This window comes from Rhizobium sp. 2MFCol3.1 (assembly GCF_000377565.1).
In the GTDB taxonomy this organism is placed as follows: Bacteria; Pseudomonadota; Alphaproteobacteria; order Rhizobiales; family Rhizobiaceae; genus Rhizobium.
Map to the genome: position 1 here is coordinate 34,052 of NZ_KB898358.1, position 16,390 is coordinate 50,441.

15 protein-coding genes are annotated in these 16,390 nt (G+C 62.6%); 9 read left to right on the plus strand and 6 right to left on the minus strand.

The window, feature by feature from the left end; genetic code table 11:
* The first annotated feature begins 43 nt into the window (after positions 1-43).
* From nusA to D460_RS0113660, 8 genes are all read left to right on the plus strand, one after another.
* Positions 44-1,648, plus strand: a complete 1,605-nt coding sequence (gene nusA / locus D460_RS0113625) for a transcription termination factor NusA (RefSeq protein ID WP_018899111.1) — start codon at positions 44-46, stop codon at positions 1,646-1,648.
* Entirely contained in the window at positions 1,648-2,337 is a 690-nt protein-coding gene (locus D460_RS0113630) for an RNA-binding protein (protein WP_018899112.1), read from the plus strand. Before nusA ends, D460_RS0113630 begins: the two co-directional genes overlap by 1 nt.
* 99 nt (positions 2,338-2,436) lie before the next feature.
* Positions 2,437-5,208 carry a translation initiation factor IF-2 gene (gene infB, locus D460_RS0113635; RefSeq protein WP_018899113.1) on the plus strand — a complete coding sequence of 924 codons (2,772 nt, stop codon included), beginning with the start codon at positions 2,437-2,439 and terminating at the stop codon, positions 5,206-5,208.
* A 107-nt stretch (positions 5,209-5,315) separates the two neighbouring features.
* A complete protein-coding gene (gene rbfA, locus D460_RS0113640; RefSeq protein WP_018899114.1) occupies positions 5,316-5,723 on the plus strand; it encodes a 30S ribosome-binding factor RbfA in 408 nt (135 codons plus the stop codon).
* A 12-nt stretch (positions 5,724-5,735) separates the two neighbouring features.
* The gene (truB, locus tag D460_RS0113645) at positions 5,736-6,668 is read left to right on the plus strand and encodes a tRNA pseudouridine(55) synthase TruB (protein ID WP_018899115.1); all 933 of its coding nucleotides are present in this window, start codon (positions 5,736-5,738) and stop codon (positions 6,666-6,668) included.
* 167 nt (positions 6,669-6,835) lie between these two features.
* The gene (rpsO, locus tag D460_RS0113650; RefSeq protein ID WP_026283114.1) at positions 6,836-7,105 is read left to right on the plus strand and encodes a 30S ribosomal protein S15; all 270 of its coding nucleotides are present in this window, start codon (positions 6,836-6,838) and stop codon (positions 7,103-7,105) included.
* 328 nt (positions 7,106-7,433) lie between these two features.
* Complete coding sequence (gene pnp, locus D460_RS0113655) at positions 7,434-9,572, plus strand: polyribonucleotide nucleotidyltransferase (RefSeq protein ID WP_018899117.1); 2,139 nt, start codon at positions 7,434-7,436, stop codon at positions 9,570-9,572.
* Positions 9,573-9,647: 75 nt separating this feature from the next.
* Positions 9,648-10,664: a class I SAM-dependent methyltransferase gene (locus D460_RS0113660; protein ID WP_018899118.1), complete on the plus strand. Its 1,017-nt coding sequence runs from the start codon at positions 9,648-9,650 to the stop codon at positions 10,662-10,664.
* Positions 10,665-10,763: 99 nt separating this feature from the next.
* On the opposite strand, the gene D460_RS0113665 is transcribed toward D460_RS0113660, so the two are convergent.
* From D460_RS0113665 to fabA, 5 genes are all read right to left on the minus strand, one after another.
* Positions 10,764-11,006 (minus strand): hypothetical protein, encoded by a 243-nt coding sequence (locus tag D460_RS0113665; protein WP_018899119.1) that lies wholly within the window; start codon positions 11,004-11,006, stop codon positions 10,764-10,766.
* A gap of 58 nt (positions 11,007-11,064) precedes the next feature.
* Positions 11,065-12,291 carry a S8 family serine peptidase gene (locus D460_RS0113670; protein WP_196809338.1) on the minus strand — a complete coding sequence of 409 codons (1,227 nt, stop codon included), beginning with the start codon at positions 12,289-12,291 and terminating at the stop codon, positions 11,065-11,067.
* 107 nt (positions 12,292-12,398) lie between these two features.
* A complete protein-coding gene (fabI, locus tag D460_RS0113675) occupies positions 12,399-13,205 on the minus strand; it encodes an enoyl-ACP reductase FabI (RefSeq protein ID WP_018899121.1) in 807 nt (268 codons plus the stop codon).
* A gap of 4 nt (positions 13,206-13,209) precedes the next feature.
* Entirely contained in the window at positions 13,210-14,433 is a 1,224-nt protein-coding gene (fabB, locus tag D460_RS0113680) for a beta-ketoacyl-ACP synthase I (protein ID WP_018899122.1), read from the minus strand.
* A 59-nt stretch (positions 14,434-14,492) separates the two neighbouring features.
* On the minus strand, positions 14,493-15,008 hold the full coding sequence (gene fabA, locus D460_RS0113685; protein WP_018899123.1) for a 3-hydroxyacyl-[acyl-carrier-protein] dehydratase FabA: 516 nt from the start codon (positions 15,006-15,008) through the stop codon (positions 14,493-14,495).
* A gap of 301 nt (positions 15,009-15,309) precedes the next feature.
* Here fabA and irrA point away from each other — a divergent pair, with 301 nt between their 5' ends.
* The gene (gene irrA / locus D460_RS0113690) at positions 15,310-15,729 is read left to right on the plus strand and encodes an iron response transcriptional regulator IrrA (RefSeq protein WP_026283115.1); all 420 of its coding nucleotides are present in this window, start codon (positions 15,310-15,312) and stop codon (positions 15,727-15,729) included.
* Positions 15,730-15,742: 13 nt separating this feature from the next.
* Here the strand turns inward: irrA and D460_RS0113695 are convergent, their stop codons facing one another.
* Entirely contained in the window at positions 15,743-16,378 is a 636-nt protein-coding gene (locus tag D460_RS0113695; RefSeq protein WP_018899125.1) for a trimeric intracellular cation channel family protein, read from the minus strand.
* Positions 16,379-16,390 lie beyond the last annotated feature (12 nt).

Here is a 16,390-nt window from a genome sequence, read left to right on the forward strand (position 1 = left end):
GCCGGGCAAGGGAAGCCTGGACGCCTAGACGGAGACAAAACACATGGCAGTCAGTGCGAACCGGCTCGAACTTCTGCAGATCGCAGATGCAGTCGCCCGCGAAAAGGTCATCGACCGCGAGATCGTGCTCGCCGCGATGGCGGACGCGATCCAGAAGGCGGCGCGCTCGCGCTACGGCACTGAATCCAACATCCGCGCCGACATCAACCCGAAGACCGGCGAAATCCGCCTGCAGCGTCTGCTCGAGGTTGTCGAGGCTGCCGAGGACTACTCGACGCAGATCCCGCTCGAACTGGCCCGCGACCGCAACCCGGACGCGGCCCTCGGCGATTTCATCGCCGATCCGCTGCCGCCGATGGATTTCGGCCGTATCGCTGCCCAGTCCGCCAAGCAGGTCATCGTGCAGAAGGTTCGCGAAGCTGAGCGTGATCGCCAGTTCGACGAATTCAAGGATCGCGTCGGCGAAATCGTCAACGGCACCGTCAAGCGCGTCGAATACGGCAACGTCATCGTCGACCTCGGCCGTGGCGAAGGCATCATCCGTCGCGACGAAATGATCCCGCGCGAAAACGTCCGCTATGGCGATCGCGTCCGTGCATACGTATATGACGTACGTCGCGAACAGCGCGGCCCGCAGATCTTCCTGTCGCGCACGCATCCGCAGTTCATGGTCAAGCTCTTCACCATGGAAGTGCCGGAAATCTACGACGGCATCATCCAGGTGAAGTCGGTTGCCCGCGATCCGGGTTCGCGCGCCAAGATCGCCGTGATCTCGAACGACAGTTCGATCGATCCTGTTGGTGCCTGCGTCGGTATGCGTGGTTCGCGCGTTCAGGCCGTTGTCGGCGAGCTCCAGGGCGAAAAGATCGACATCATTCCCTGGTCGCAGGATCCGGCGACCTTCGTCGTCAACGCCCTGCAGCCGGCGGAAGTCGCCAAGGTCGTTCTCGATGAAGATGCCGAGCGCATCGAAGTCGTGGTTCCGGACGAACAGCTGTCGCTGGCCATCGGCCGCCGCGGCCAGAACGTTCGCCTCGCATCGCAGCTGACCGGCTGGGATATCGACATCATGACGGAAGCCGAAGAATCGGAACGCCGTCAGAAGGAATTCAACGAGCGCACCAACCTGTTCATGGATTCGCTCGACGTCGACGAAATGGTCGGCCAGGTTCTGGCCTCCGAAGGCTTCGCGGCCGTTGAGGAACTCGCCTACGTCGAACTCGACGAAATCGCCTCGATCGACGGTTTCGACGAAGACACCGCGCAGGAAATCCAGACCCGCGCCCGCGAATATCTCGAAAAGCTCGAAGCCGAGATGGACGAGAAGCGCAAGGCGCTCGGCGTATCGGACGAACTGCGTGGCATCGACGGCATGACCGCCCAGATGATGGTTGCCCTCGGTGAGGACGGCATCAAGACGATGGAAGACTTCGCCGGCTGCGCAGCCGACGATCTCGTCGGCTGGAGCGAGCGCAAGAACGGCGAGACCAAGAAGTTCGAGGGCCTGTTCTCGAAGTTCGACGTCTCGCGCGTCGAAGCTGAACAGATGGTCGTTCAGGCCCGCCTCGCGGCTGGCTGGATCACCGAAGAGGACCTTGCGAAGGAAGCGGAAGCTGAAGAAGCTCCCGAGGCCGAGCAGGAAGTTTAATGTCTGCGCGTGAGCCTACCGTTTCTCCTGAGGACGACGATCTTGCAGGTTATGACGTGAATGGTCGCATGTGCATCGTGACGCGCGAAAGCGGATCGCCGGATGAGCTGATCCGCTTCGTCGCCGCTCCCGATGGGACGGTGGTGGCCGACCTGAAGCGTCAGCTTCCGGGTCGCGGCTGCTGGGTGAAGATCGACCGCACCCTGGTCGACAAGGCGGTGGCGAAGAAATCCTTCGCCCGCGCCCTGAAAACGGATGTGAAGGCGGCCGCCGATCTCGGCGAGACCGTCGACAAGCTGCTGATGCAGCAACTGATGCAGATGATGAACATGGCCCGCAAGGCCGGACAGTTCATCACCGGCGCCTCGAAGGTGGATGCCGCGATCCGCAGTGGCGCGGCGCTTGCCGTGTTCCACGCAACGGACGCGGCGGCCGACGGCGTGAGAAAGATCGACCAGGCCCGCAAGGCCTGGCACCTCGGAATGGAGACCGAGGAGGAAATACCTTCCTACAAACTCTTCTCGGAGAGCGAAATGGAAGGCCTGATGGGTCAGAACGCTTTTATCCATGCTGCAGTGCTTGCAGGGCAGGCGGGTGAGGGTGTAGTGAAGCGCGCAAAGATGCTCGAACAGTACCGCAATGGCGGTCAGTCCCGGGCAACGGGCGGCGCTGGCCGGCAAAAACAATGATACGGTCACCGGACTTGTCCGGCCCGATGTCATTGATCGACATTTTGATTGACAGGGACTGATGACGTCATCGCTCCCTGTCCGAAGGAACGGGAACGAATGACCGATAGCAATGACGACAAGACACTGAACGGCCCGGGCAAGAAGACTCTGACCCTGAAACCGTCGGGCGTAAGCCAGGGCACCGTGCGCCAGGATATGGGCCGCGGTCGCACCAAGGCGGTCGTTGTCGAGACCCGCAAGCGGCGCCCGATGCGCCCTGAAGACGAACAGCGCCCGATCACCCCGGTGGCAGCACCGGCAGCGCCCGTACGCGCCGCCGAGCCCGCTCCTGCGCCCGCAGCACAGGCAGCGGCAACACCGGCGCCGGCGCCTGTTCAGCAGGCCCGCCCGCCGCAGCCCCAGCAGCCGCAGCGCTACAATCAGCCGAGCGGCCAGCAGTATAACCGTCCGCAATCCCAGCAGCCTTCGCGCCAGCAGGATCGTCCGCGCCCGGTGGTTCTGAACCATCTGTCGCCGGAAGAAATGGACGCGCGCCGCCGTGCGCTCGCCATGGCCCAGGTTCGTGACGCCGAGGATGCGGTTCGCCGCGCCGAGGAAGAAAAGCGCCGCGCCGCCGAAGAAATCGTCCGCCAGGCCGCTGCCGCTGAAGAAGCCAAGCGCCTTGCCGCCGAAGAAGCAGAACGCGCTGCTGCGGCCGCTGCCGCTCCGCCGGCACCCGCAACTCCGGCTCCGGCCGCTGCTGAAGCTCCGCGTACCCAGGCTGCGGCTCCGGCCGTTCGCCGCACCGATGCGCCGTCTTCGGCTCGTCCGGCTCCCGGCGCTGCGCCTGCGGGCGCTCCCGGCGTCCGTCGCCGTGAAAATGATGAGGATGATCGCGGCGGTGCACCGCGCGGTGGCGCTCCGGCGCGTGGCCGCGTCGTGCGTCCGGAACCGGCAAAGCCCGTTACCGCGCGTCCGAAGGGTGACGATGGTCGCCGCCAGGGCAAGCTGACGATCACGGCTGCCAGCACGGACGACGACGGCAACAACCGTGGCCGCTCGATGGCCGCCATGCGCCGTCGCCAGGAAAAGTTCCGCCGCAGCCAGATCCAGGAAACCCGCGAAAAGGTTGTTCGCGAAGTCATCCTGCCTGAGACCATCACCATTCAGGAACTGTCGCAGCGTATGTCTGAACGCGCCGTCGACGTCATCAAGTACCTGATGAAGGAAGGCCAGATGATGAAGCCGGGCGACGTCATCGACGCCGACCTCGCTGAACTCATCGCCGGCGAATTCGGCCACACCGTCAAGCGCGTTTCGGAATCCGACGTTGAAGAAGGTATCTTCGACCGGGCCGACGATGCCGGCGAAATGGTTTCGCGTCCGCCGGTCGTTACGATCATGGGTCACGTCGACCACGGCAAGACCTCGCTGCTCGACGCCATCCGTCAGGCAAACGTCGTCTCGGGCGAAGCCGGTGGCATCACCCAGCACATCGGTGCCTATCAGGTCGAACAGAACGGCCAGAAGATCACCTTCATCGACACCCCCGGCCACGCCGCCTTCACGGCCATGCGTGCCCGTGGTGCGCAGGCAACCGATATCGCGATCCTCGTAGTCGCGGCCGACGACAGCGTCATGCCGCAGACGATCGAATCCATCAGCCACGCCAAGGCGGCTGGTGTTCCGATCATCGTGGCGATCAACAAGATCGACAAGCACGAAGCCAACCCGGACAAGGTCCGTCAGCAGCTTCTGCAGCACGAAGTCTTCGTTGAATCGCTCGGCGGTGAAGTGCTCGACGTCGAAGTGTCGGCGAAGAACAAGACCAACCTCGACAAGCTGCTCGAAGCCGTCCTGCTGCAGGCCGAAATCCTCGACCTCAAGGCCGACCCGACGCGTACTGCCGAAGGTATCGTGATCGAAGCCCAGCTCGACCGTGGTCGTGGCGCGGTTGCGACCGTCCTCGTCCAGAAGGGCACGCTGAAGCCCGGCCAGATCATCGTTGCCGGCGATCAGTGGGGCCGCGTTCGCGCGCTCGTCACCGACAAGGGTGACCATGTCAAGGAAGCGGGTCCGGCCATGCCGGTGGAAGTGCTCGGCCTGTCCGGCACGCCGGCTGCGGGTGACAAGTTCGCCGTCGTTGAAAACGAGAGCCGTGCTCGCGAGATTTCCGAATATCGCCAGCGTCTGGCCCGCGACAAGGCGGTTGCCCGCCAGACCGGCCAGCGCGGTTCGCTCGAACAGATGATGAGCAAGCTGCAGAACACCGGCTTCAAGGAATTCCCGCTGCTCATCAAGGGCGACGTGCAGGGTTCCATCGAAGCGATCATCGGTGCTCTCGACAAGCTCGGCACCGACGAAGTGCGGGCACGTATCGTCCATTCGGGCGCCGGTGCCATCACCGAGTCTGATCTGGCGCTTGCCGAATCCTCCGACGCCGCGATCATCGGCTTCAACGTCCGTGCCAACGCACAGGCACGTGTCGCCGCTGAACGCGCAGGCATCGAGATCCGCTACTACAACATCATCTACGATCTGGTGGATGACGTTAAGGCAGCGATGTCGGGTCTGCTCACGCCGGAGCGCCGCGAAACCTTCCTCGGCAATGCCGAGATCCTCGAGGTGTTCAACATCACCAAGACCGGCAAGGTCGCGGGTTGCCGCGTCACCGAAGGCAAGGTCGAACGTGGTGCAGGTGTGCGCCTCATCCGCGACAACGTCGTCATCCACGAAGGCAAGCTCAAGACGCTCAAGCGCTTCAAGGACGAAGTATCGGAAGTTCCGGTCGGTCAGGAATGCGGTATGGCCTTCGAGAACTATGAAGACATCCGCGCGGGCGATGTCATCGAATGCTTCCGCGTCGAGCATATCACCCGTACGCTCTGATCGTGCGAGACTAGAGTTGTGGACGGGCGCCGGATCATATGAGGCCGGCGCCCGAACCTTTTGAGGCCCCGGACTTTTGAGGCCCCAGATTTTTGAGGCAAAGAACAATGGCAACAAAAACCTCGACAGCACAGTCGCAGCGCATGCTGCGCGTCGGCGAGCAGGTACGCGCCGCGATCACCCAGGTCCTTCAGCGCGGCGAAGTGCGAGACGACCTCCTGGAAAAGACCGTCATCTCCGTGTCCGAAGTGCGCATGTCGACCGACCTCAAGGTCGCGACCGCCTTCATCACGCCGCTCGGCGTGTCGGATCACGAGACGGTCATCACGGCGCTCAACCGCCACGCCAAATTCATCCGCGGCCGTCTCGGCCCGCATCTTAGGCAGATGAAATTCATGCCCGAGATCCGCTTCCGCGACGATACGAGCTTCGACAATTACAAGAAGATCGATGAGCTGCTGCGCTCGCCCGAGGTCATGCGCGACCTTGAAGACGGCGATACCGACGAAAAGTAACAGAAGAGCCTTATGTCCAAACCACGCAAGCCCAAAGGCCGCCCGATCTCGGGCTGGCTTATCCTTGACAAGCCCGTCGACTTCGGCTCGACCGAAGCCGTCTCCAAGATCAAGTGGCTGTTCAAGGCGCAGAAATGCGGCCACGCCGGCACGCTCGATCCGCTGGCTTCGGGCATGCTGCCGATCGCGCTCGGCGATGCGACCAAGACCGTTCCCTACGTCATGGACGGCCGCAAGATCTACGAATTCACCGTGACCTGGGGCGAGCAGCGCTCGACCGACGACCTCGAGGGCGAGGTTATCGAGAGCTCCGACAAGCGTCCGACCGAAGACGAGATCCTGGCGCTGCTCCCGAACTATACCGGCGTCATCAATCAGGTCCCGCCGCAGTTCTCCGCGATCAAGATCGCAGGCGAGCGCGCCTATGATCTCGCCCGCGAGGGTGAGACGGTCGAGATCCCGTCGCGTGAGGTCGAGATCTATCGCCTGACGCTGCTCGAATGCGAGAACGAAAACACCGCGCACTTTGAAGTCGAATGCGGCAAGGGCACCTATGTCCGCGCGCTCGCCCGTGATTTCGGCCGCGATCTCGGCTGCTTCGGCCACATCTCCGGCCTGCGCCGCACCTTCGTCGCGCCGTTTGCCGAGGAGACCATGATCCCGCTCGCCGAACTCGTTGCGCTGGAAGACATTCAGGATGACGAAGAACGTCTGGCGGCGCTCGATGCGCTTTTGATCGACACCAGCGAGGCGCTCTCCTCGCTGCCGCATCTGATCGTCAACGACGACCAGGCCCACCGCCTGAAGATGGGCAACCCCATCCTGGTGCGCGGCCGCGATGCGCCGGTGGAGGAAAGCGAAGCCTATGCGACGGCCCGCGGCAAGCTGATCGCCATCGGCGAAATCGGCCAGGGCGAATTCCGCCCCAAGCGCGTCTTCGGCTGATGTTTTTAGCCCGGCGCCGACGCGCCGGGCGCGCCTCTTCCCTTTGCTGCCTGAATGGTTTATAGGCAGCGCCAGCATCAGGCATTGCTTGAATGCATTCGCGGCCAAAGCTGGACGACATCCCGGCTTTTGGCGACCTTATCTCCTCTCATCGAAAGGAACATCCGATGTCGATTACTGCTGAGCGCAAGACGGCACTTATCAAGGAATACGCAACGTTCGAAGGCGACACCGGTTCGCCCGAAGTTCAGGTTGCGATCCTCACCGAGCGCATCAACAACCTCACGGAACACTTCAAGGGCCACAAGAAGGATAACCATTCCCGCCGTGGCCTGCTGACGATGGTTTCGAGCCGCCGCTCGCTTCTTGACTACCTCAAGAAGAAGAACGAAGGCCGTTACACCAAGCTGATCACCAGCCTGGGTATCCGCCGCTAAGGCTTTGCCGGCGGGCGCTCCTTATGGACGCCCGCCGCATTTGTTTCCGGGGAACGTTTCTCCGACACCGCAGGACGCCGCAGGCGTTTGCGGGACTGCCCGCGGACCCGGATGGGCCGGATCCGCAAAACCAACCGTTGACCTGTCATGGGGCAGGATTGCCGGATGCTTTCGGCCAAGGCGCATACCTTGGCCCGATTTTCTCGACGAGGAAATCGAGACCGCAAAGCCTCCCGTTGTCTTGCCCATGATGCGTCATCAACAATTGCGGTCGTCTGCGCCGTGCCCCAGGGCCAATGGCGCGCCTCCGCATTGAAGGACAAGACATATGTTCGACACTCATTCCGTGGAAATCGAGTGGGCAGGCCGCCCGCTGAAGCTCGAAACCGGCAAGATCGCCCGTCAGGCTGACGGCGCCGTTCTCGCGACCTACGGCGAAACCGTGGTTCTCGCCACCGTCGTTTCCGCCAAGGCGCCGAAGCCTGGCCAGGACTTCTTTCCGCTGACCGTCAACTACCAGGAAAAGACCTACGCAGCCGGCAAGATTCCCGGTGGCTACTTCAAGCGCGAAGGCCGTCCGTCGGAAAACGAAACGCTGGTTTCGCGCCTGATCGACCGCCCGATCCGCCCGCTCTTCCCTGAAGGCTACAAGAACGACACCCAGGTCGTCGTCACCGTCGTCCAGCACGATCTGGAAAACAACCCGGACGTTCTGTCGATGGTTGCCGCTTCCGCTGCTCTGACGCTGTCAGGCGTTCCCTTCATGGGCCCGGTCGGCGGCGCACGCGTCGGCTACATCAACGGCGAATACGTCCTGAACCCGCATCTCGACGAAATGGACGAGTCGATCCTCGACCTCGTTGTCGCCGGCACGCACGACGCCGTTCTGATGGTTGAATCCGAAGCCAAGGAACTCAACGAAGAAATCATGCTCGGCGCCGTCATGTTCGGCCATAAGGGTTTCCAGCCGGTTCTCGACGCGATCATCAAGCTCGCCGAAGTGGCTGCCAAGGAGCCGCGCGACTTCCAGCCGGAAGACTTCTCCGAACTCGAAGCCGAAATGCTGAAGCACTTCGAAGCCGAGCTGCGCACCGCCTACAAGAACACCCAGAAGGCTGAACGCTACGCTGCCGTCGACGCCGTCAAGGCGAAGGTCAAGGCGCACTTCTTCCCTGAGGGCGAAGAGCCGAAGTACACCGCCGAAGTCATCGGCGCGATCTTCAAGCACCTGCAGGCCAAGATCGTTCGTTGGAACATCCTCGACACCAAGAGCCGCATCGACGGCCGCGACCTCGAGACCGTTCGCCCGATCGTATCGGAAGTCGGCCTCCTGCCGCGCACCCACGGTTCTGCTCTCTTCACCCGCGGTGAAACGCAGGCGATCGTCGTTGCCACGCTCGGTACCGGCGAAGACGAACAGTACGTCGATAGCCTGACGGGCATGTACAAGGAGCGCTTCCTGCTCCATTACAACTTCCCTCCCTACTCCGTTGGCGAAACCGGCCGCATGGGCTCTCCGGGCCGTCGCGAAATCGGTCACGGCAAGCTCGCATGGCGCGCTATCCGCCCGATGCTTCCCTCGGCTGAACAGTTCCCCTACACGCTGCGCGTCGTCTCTGAGATCACCGAGTCCAACGGCTCGTCCTCGATGGCAACCGTCTGCGGCACCTCGCTCGCTCTGATGGACGCCGGCGTTCCTTTGGCTAAGCCGGTTGCCGGTATCGCCATGGGCCTGATCCTCGAAGGTGACCGCTTCGCCGTTCTCTCCGACATCCTCGGCGACGAAGACCACCTCGGCGACATGGACTTCAAGGTTGCAGGTACCGCCGACGGCATCACCTCGCTGCAGATGGACATCAAGATCGCCGGTATCACCGAAGAGATCATGAAGGTTGCTCTCGGTCAGGCACAGGGCGGTCGTACGCACATCCTCGGCGAAATGTCGAAGGCGATCTCCGAAGGCCGTTCGCAGCTCGGCGAGTTCGCTCCGCGCATCGAAGTCATGAACATCCCGGTCGACAAGATCCGTGAAGTCATCGGCTCCGGCGGCAAGGTCATCCGCGAAATCGTCGAAAAGACCGGCGCGAAGATCAACATCGAAGACGACGGCACCGTGAAGATCGCATCTTCCTCGGGCAAGGAAATCGAAGCGGCCCGCAAGTGGATCCACTCGATCGTTGCCGAGCCTGAAATCGGCGTGATCTACGAAGGCACGGTCGTGAAGACCGCCGACTTCGGCGCCTTCGTCAACTTCTTCGGCGCCCGCGACGGCCTCGTCCACATCTCGCAGCTTGCTTCCGAGCGTGTTGCCAAGACCCAGGACGTCGTCAAGGAAGGCCAGAAGGTTTGGGTCAAGCTCCTCGGCTTCGACGAGCGCGGCAAGGTCCGCCTGTCGATGAAGGTCGTTGACCAGGCAACCGGCCAGGAAATCCCTGCCGACAAGAAGAAGGAAGAAGCAGCCGAGTAAGCTGCGCCTTCCGATGACTTCATGGGCGCGGGAATCTTCTCGCGCCCTTTTTCTATTCAGGATCGAGATAAAACGATGAGCAGCGAGACGCTGAAGACACTGTTCCACCCCTTTGTAAGCGGCACCGTCGAGGCGCCCGGCGAGGGCGAGCGCGTGCTCTTCCTCGGCGCCGAGGCAGGCTTCGCCCTGCCGCAGGGCTTTGCCGCCGCGCTGAGCGCCGTACAGGGCTTCCGGCCGCTGTACCGGCAGCTGCTCGCCCAGCGCATCGAAACCACGCCTGAGGTCGAAGGCGAGGATTATGATGCCGTTCTGGTTCTCTGCAACAAGCACAAGGGCGAGAACGAGGCGAATATCGCCGAGGCACTCACCCGCGTGAAGATGGGCGGCCTCGTCGTCATCGCCGGCGGCAAGGAAGACGGCATCCAGCCGCTGCGCAAGCGCATGGAAGCCTTCGGCCTGTCGCTCGAGCACATGCCGAAATACCACGGCGTCGCCTTCTGGTTCGGCGCGCCCGCCGATCCCTCCGAAATCATCGCCAAGTTCGCCAAGCCCGCTGTGCGCGTCGACGGCCGCTTCGAGGCTGCCGCCGGCATGTTCTCGCACGACCGCATCGACGACGGCTCGGAGTTGCTCGCCTCGCGCCTGCCCGCCGATTTCACCGGCGACGTCGCCGATTTCGGCGCCGGCTGGGGCTACCTCTCCGTCGAGATGGCGGAGCGCTCCCCAGGTGTCAGCCGCCTCGACCTCTACGAGGCGAACTACGCCGCGCTGGAGGCCGCCAAGGCCAATATCGAGGAGAACTGCCCGAATGTACCGGCACGCTTCTTCTGGCACGATCTGGCGGGCGAGCCGGTCAAGGACAAGTACGACCTCATCATCATGAACCCGCCCTTCCACGAAAGCCACGCCGCCGAGCCGGCGCTCGGCCAGGCGATGATCAAGACCGCGGCAGCTTCGCTCCGCTCCGGCGGCCGTCTCCTGCTGGTCGCCAACCGAGGCCTTCCCTACGAGCCGGTACTGGCCGCAAGCTTCCGCGAAAGCGGCGAAACCTGCCGTAACGCCCGTTTCAAGGTCTTGTGGGCGAAGAAATAGAAAAGGCGGCCATTGGCCGCCTTTTTCATTCAATATCCATCATCGCTCCGCATTCGAAGCTTGCCGCCCCGCGAGAAATCCCGCCCCACGGCAAAGCCGCTACTGCGGGATACCCTCGCCAAACGGCGGCATCTGTATATCGTGTGCTTCGCGGACTTCTTCGACGCCTTCGATCGCACGAAGGCGGTTGACGATGGTTTCTTCGGCGCTGCCGTAGATCGCGCCGATCTCGGGCATCACGCTTTCGACCTTGAAGCCCTGGCGCGATATCGTTTCTGCGATCGAGCGCGTCTCGTCGAAATGATTGTCATCAACGACGACGGCATAACTGAGCCTGCTCATTTCATACCTTTCTTCAGCCGTCCTAACCCGCCAGCATATAGGTACTGCCTTCGGATCTTCAAACGGACGGGCGTTGAGGAGCGGTGACCAGACCCGCGCCGACGTCGCGTGCATTATGCGGCAACCGTCGTGCATGAGCTGTTAACGCATCCCGAAGCGCCTGCCCGCGTAGGCTGGCATCGCTTTCCGCCCAGAGAGCGGCGACGCCGGCGGCGTGTGGGCACGCCATGCTTGATCCGTCCATTATGCGGTAAAGCCGCGGACTTGGCGAGGACGAAAATATACCGACTCCGGGTGCGACCAGGTCGAGCTCTCCGCCATCGGGATTGATGCCGCCGTTGGAAAAGCTGGCCGGCTGGTAGAGCGCGTCGACGGCGCCTACCGCCATGATCGAGGGCGCGTTGGCCGGCGAGCTGATCGGCGCGATGGCACCGAAAGCGCGATTGCTGTCGTTGCCGGCCGCCGCGCAGATCAGGCTGCCATTGTCGAGCGCGATCTGCCCGATGCGCTGGTAGACCCTGGTATAGGGCTCGCCCTGCCGAACAGGGCTTCCAAGCGACATCGAGATGACCTCGCATCCCTGATTGATCGCCCACAGGATTCCGGCAAGAATATCGCGCTCTGCCCCGAAGCCTGCATTGCTGAGCACCTTGCCGATGTAGAGCTCCGCGTCTGGCGCCACTCCATATCGCGGCGTGGCTGGCGAACGTGGGCGACCGGCTGCGGTTCCAGCGCAATGCGTCCCGTGCCCCTGGATGTCTTCGATTGTCTCGCCGTTGACGAAGGATCGGGTAACGATCGGCCGCCCCGCGAAATCGGGATGCGTTAGGTCGATGCCGGTGTCGAGGATGGCAATCTTGATGCCTTTGCCGGTATAGGGCGACTGCAGCGCGTGCGTCGCGCCGACGCCCCAGGTGGCCGCCTCGGTATCACGAAATTCCTGCAGGCCGAACAGGTAGAACTCCGGGCGCGCCTCGGCGATATCACTCTCTCTGCTCAATTTGGCCATGGCGCCGGCAATCGTCTGGCCCTGGCGTGGGACGACGAGTGCAAGCTTCAGGTCTTCGAAGAGGATCGTACTGCCGCCGGGAGCGGGAGGCACCGCCTGCAACTCGCTCATGACGGCGACGGATACGTCGGTGTTCGCATATCGCCGCAATGCATCGACGCTCGGGCCGATGTCGGCGTGATCCTCAAGGCTGACGAACCACGCTCCCGTCAGGCGCGGGCGCATCGTATCAAGCAAAGGATTAGCTGTGGGTGGGTCGGCGACGTCTGCTGTCATTGTATCCCCCATGGTGAATTTAGGAGACACTACAATTTCCGGTTTAGATTACAATCAACCTGTGTGGCTGATGAAACCGCCGTCCGATGGAAGGCGGTTGCAATTCATTACTCGGCGTCCGCCTTGCGCAGCGTGTCGAGCGCCGGCATCGAGGTGATGTTGAAGCCGGCGTCGACGAAGTGGATTTCGCCGGTGACGCCTGCCGCCATGTCGGAGAGCAGGTAGAGCGCCGAGTTGCCGACGTGATCGATCGTCACGGTCTTGCGCAGCGGCGAGTTCTGCTGGTTCCACGACAGGATGGCGCGGGCATCCGAAATGCCGGCGCCGGCGAGCGTGCGGATCGGGCCGGCGGAGATCGCGTTGACGCGAATGCCGCGTGGGCCGTAGTCAGCAGCCAGATAGCGCACGGAGGCCTCGAGAGCCGCCTTGGCGACGCCCATGACGTTGTAGTTCGGAATGACGCGCGTCGAGCCGTTATAGGTCAGCGTCAGCATCGAGCCGCCTTCGTTCATCAAAGGCGCCAGACGCTTGGCGATCTCGGTGAACGAGAAACAGGAGATCACCATCGTGCGGCTGAAATTCTCGCGCGTGGTGTCGGCGTAGAGGCCCTTGAGCTCGTTCTTGTCGGAGAAGCCGATGGCGTGCACGACGAAGTCGAGCGTGCCCCAGCGTTCCTTGATCGCGTCCACAGTGGCGTCGACGGACGCGATGTCCTCGACGTCGCATGGCAGCACGAAGTCGGAGCCGACTTCGGCGGCAAGCGGCTTGACGCGCTTGCCCAGCGCGTCGCCCTGGTAGGTGAAGGCAAGTTCCGCGCCCTGTGCCGCCAGCGCCTTGGAAATGCCCCAGGCGATGGAGTGGTTGTTCGCGACACCCATGATAAGCCCGCGCTTACCCTGCATGATTCCCGTCATGTTATTATCCGTTGTAGCGCTGGAAGACGAGCGTGGCGTTGGTGCCGCCGAAGCCGAAGGAGTTGGAAAGCGCGATGTCGATCTTGGCGTCGTCGATGCGCTTGCGCACGATCGGCACGCCGTCGAACTCAGGGTCGAGCTCGGTGATATGAGCGCTTTCGCCGATGAAACCGGCCTGCATCATCAACAGCGAATAGATCGATTCCTGCACGCCGGCAGCGCCCAGCGAGTGGCCGGTCAGCGACTTGGTCGACTGGATGTGCGGGATCTTGTTGCCGAACACTTCGCGGATCGCGCCGATTTCCTTGCTGTCGCCGACTGGCGTCGAGGTGCCGTGCGTGTTGACGTAGTCGACATCGCCCTTCACCGTCGAGAGCGCCTGGCGCATGCAGCGGATAGCACCTTCGCCCGACGGAGCGACCATGTCGTAGCCGTCGGAGGTAGCGCCGTAGCCGACGATTTCGGCGTAGATCTTGGCGCCGCGGGCCTTGGCGTGCTCCAGCTCTTCGAGAACCAGAACGCCGGCGCCGCCGGCAATCACGAAGCCGTCGCGGGTCGCGTCATAGGCGCGCGAGGCGGTCTCGGGCGTGTCGTTGTACTTCGAGGACATGGCGCCCATGGCGTCGAACAGGTTCGACATCGTCCAGTCGAGATCTTCGTGGCCGCCGGCGAACATGATGTCCTGCTTGCCCCACTGGATCATCTCGGCGGCGTTGCCGATGCAATGCGCGGATGTCGAGCAGGCAGACGAGATCGAGTAGTTGACGCCGTGGATCTTGAACCAGGTGGCAAGCGTGGCCGATGCCGTCGACGACATCGCCTTCGGCACGGCGAACGGGCCGATGCGCTTCGGGCTGTTGTTCTTGATGGTGATCTCGGCGGCTTCGATCAGCGTGCGCGTCGAAGGACCACCCGAGCCCATGATGATGCCGGTGCGCTCGTTCTCGCTGTAGTCCTTTTCCTCAAGGCCGGAATCGGCGAGCGCCTGCTTCATCGCGACGTGGTTCCACGCGCCGCCCTGCGACAGGAAGCGCATGGCGCGACGATCGACCAGATCCGTCGGATCGAGCGAAGGGCGACCCCAGACCTGGCACTTGAAACCGTGCTCGGCGAAATCGTTGGAAAAGGAAATGCCGGACTTGGCATCGCGCAGCGAAGCGGTGACCTCGGCGGCGTCATTGCCGATCGAGGAAACGACGCCCAGACCCGTGACAACTACCCGTCTCATGTGTTTCGACCTTTTCGTTTTTTCTAACTTGGAAAACCGGGCATGGATGCCCGGTGCAATCAGGCGTCTTTGTCCTTGGACAGGCCGACGCGCAGGTCGGAGGCCTGGTAGATGGTTTCGCCATCGGCCTTCAGCCAGCCGTCGGCGGTGCCGAGCACCAGGCGGCCGCGCATGACGCGCTTGAAGTCGATGCCGTATTCGAGCAGCTTGGTGGTCGGGCGGATCATGCCCTTGAACTTAACTTCACCCGTAGACAGCGCCATGCCGCGACCGGGCTCGCCGAGCCAGCCGAGGAAGAAGCCGGTCAGCTGCCACATGCCGTCGAGACCGAGGCAGCCCGGCATGATCGGGTTGCCTTGGAAGTGGCAGGGGAAATACCAATCGTCAGGCTTCACATCGTACTCGGCGCGGATATAGCCCTTGTCGAAGGCGCCGCCGGTTTCGGAGATATCGGTGATGCGGTGAACCATGAGCATTGGCGGCAGAGGAAGCTGCGCGTTGCCGGGGCCGAAAAGCTCGCCGCGGCCGCATGCCAGGATTTCCTCATAGTTGAAGCTGGATTGTTTCGTCGCCATGAAAACTCTAATTCCCCCCGCAACTAAGCTGATGGATGTGAACGTTTAATCCAAGTTCGACGGAAAATGAAGCATAAGCATGACTGAGCTTCACCCACGTCCAAGGACCGGCTGCGCGCCTTATTTGGTGGTCGCATACAGGAAGGCCAAGCCCCCGGCCAGCACTAATTGCGTGAAAAGCCCGATTTCGCGGCGCTTTGACACCTGTTGTCCCCATTGAAACTATTGAAAGCCATTCGTGCAAAAGTTATATGGCTAATAGAAACATGATTGCGAGACGCTAGATTAGCGGGAGTTGTTGATGGCGGCTGAAGCCCCTCTTACCATTGAAGCAAGGTTGCGGGGCGCTGGCCTCAGGCCGACGCGCCAGCGCGTCGCGCTCGGCGACCTGCTCTTTGCAAAGGGCGATCGCCACCTGACCGTCGAGGAACTGCACGAAGAGGCGGTTGTCGCAGGCGTGCCGGTATCGCTCGCCACCGTCTACAACACGCTGCACCAGTTCACCGAGGCCGGCATGATCCGCGTTCTCGCGGTCGAAAGTGCCAAGACCTATTTCGACACCAATGTCTCCGATCACCACCACTTCTTCGTGGAGGGTGATAACGACGTGCTCGATATTCCTGTCAGCAACCTCACCATCGACAATCTGCCGGAGCCGCCCGAGGGTATGGAAATCGCCCATGTCGACGTGGTGATCCGCCTGCGCCCCAAGCGCTCCTGATCCAACTCAATCTCTACATCACATCGTCGGGATGCCGCCCGGGCTTTGCCTTGTAGGTCGGAAACGTCCAGCCGTAGTAAAGCGCCCCGCCGCGCACCGCGAACGCCGCAAGCACGCCAGCGGCCGATGCCGCATAGAGCGGTAGCCCGAATTCATTGGCGCCGGTGAAGATCGCCGCGCCGACCAGCGCCGCGCTGATGTAGATTTCCGGCCTCAGCAATACCGAGGGTTCGTTGGCGACAAGATCGCGCAACACGCCGCCGAAGGTCGCCGTCAGCGTGCCGGTGACGATCGCGATGGTCGGCGAGCCGGTGGCGGCTAGCCCCTTGGCCGCACCCATGGCGCAATAGGCCGAAAGCCCGACGGCATCGAGCCAGATCAGCAGCCGGTAGCGCGATTCCACCATATGCGCGGTGAAGAACACCAAGACGCCGGCGGCACAGCAGACCAGGATATAGGTGGGGTTCAGAACCCAGAAGACCGGCACGCGACCCAGGACGATGTCGCGCACCGTGCCGCCGCCGATGCCTGTGATGACCGCGAAGAACAGGAAGCCGATCAGATCGAGCTGCTTGCGCGAGGCCGCGAGCGCACCCGTTGCCGCAAACAGGGCAACGCCGGCATAGTCGAGATAGACGAATGGCGACATCGCGTACTCCAA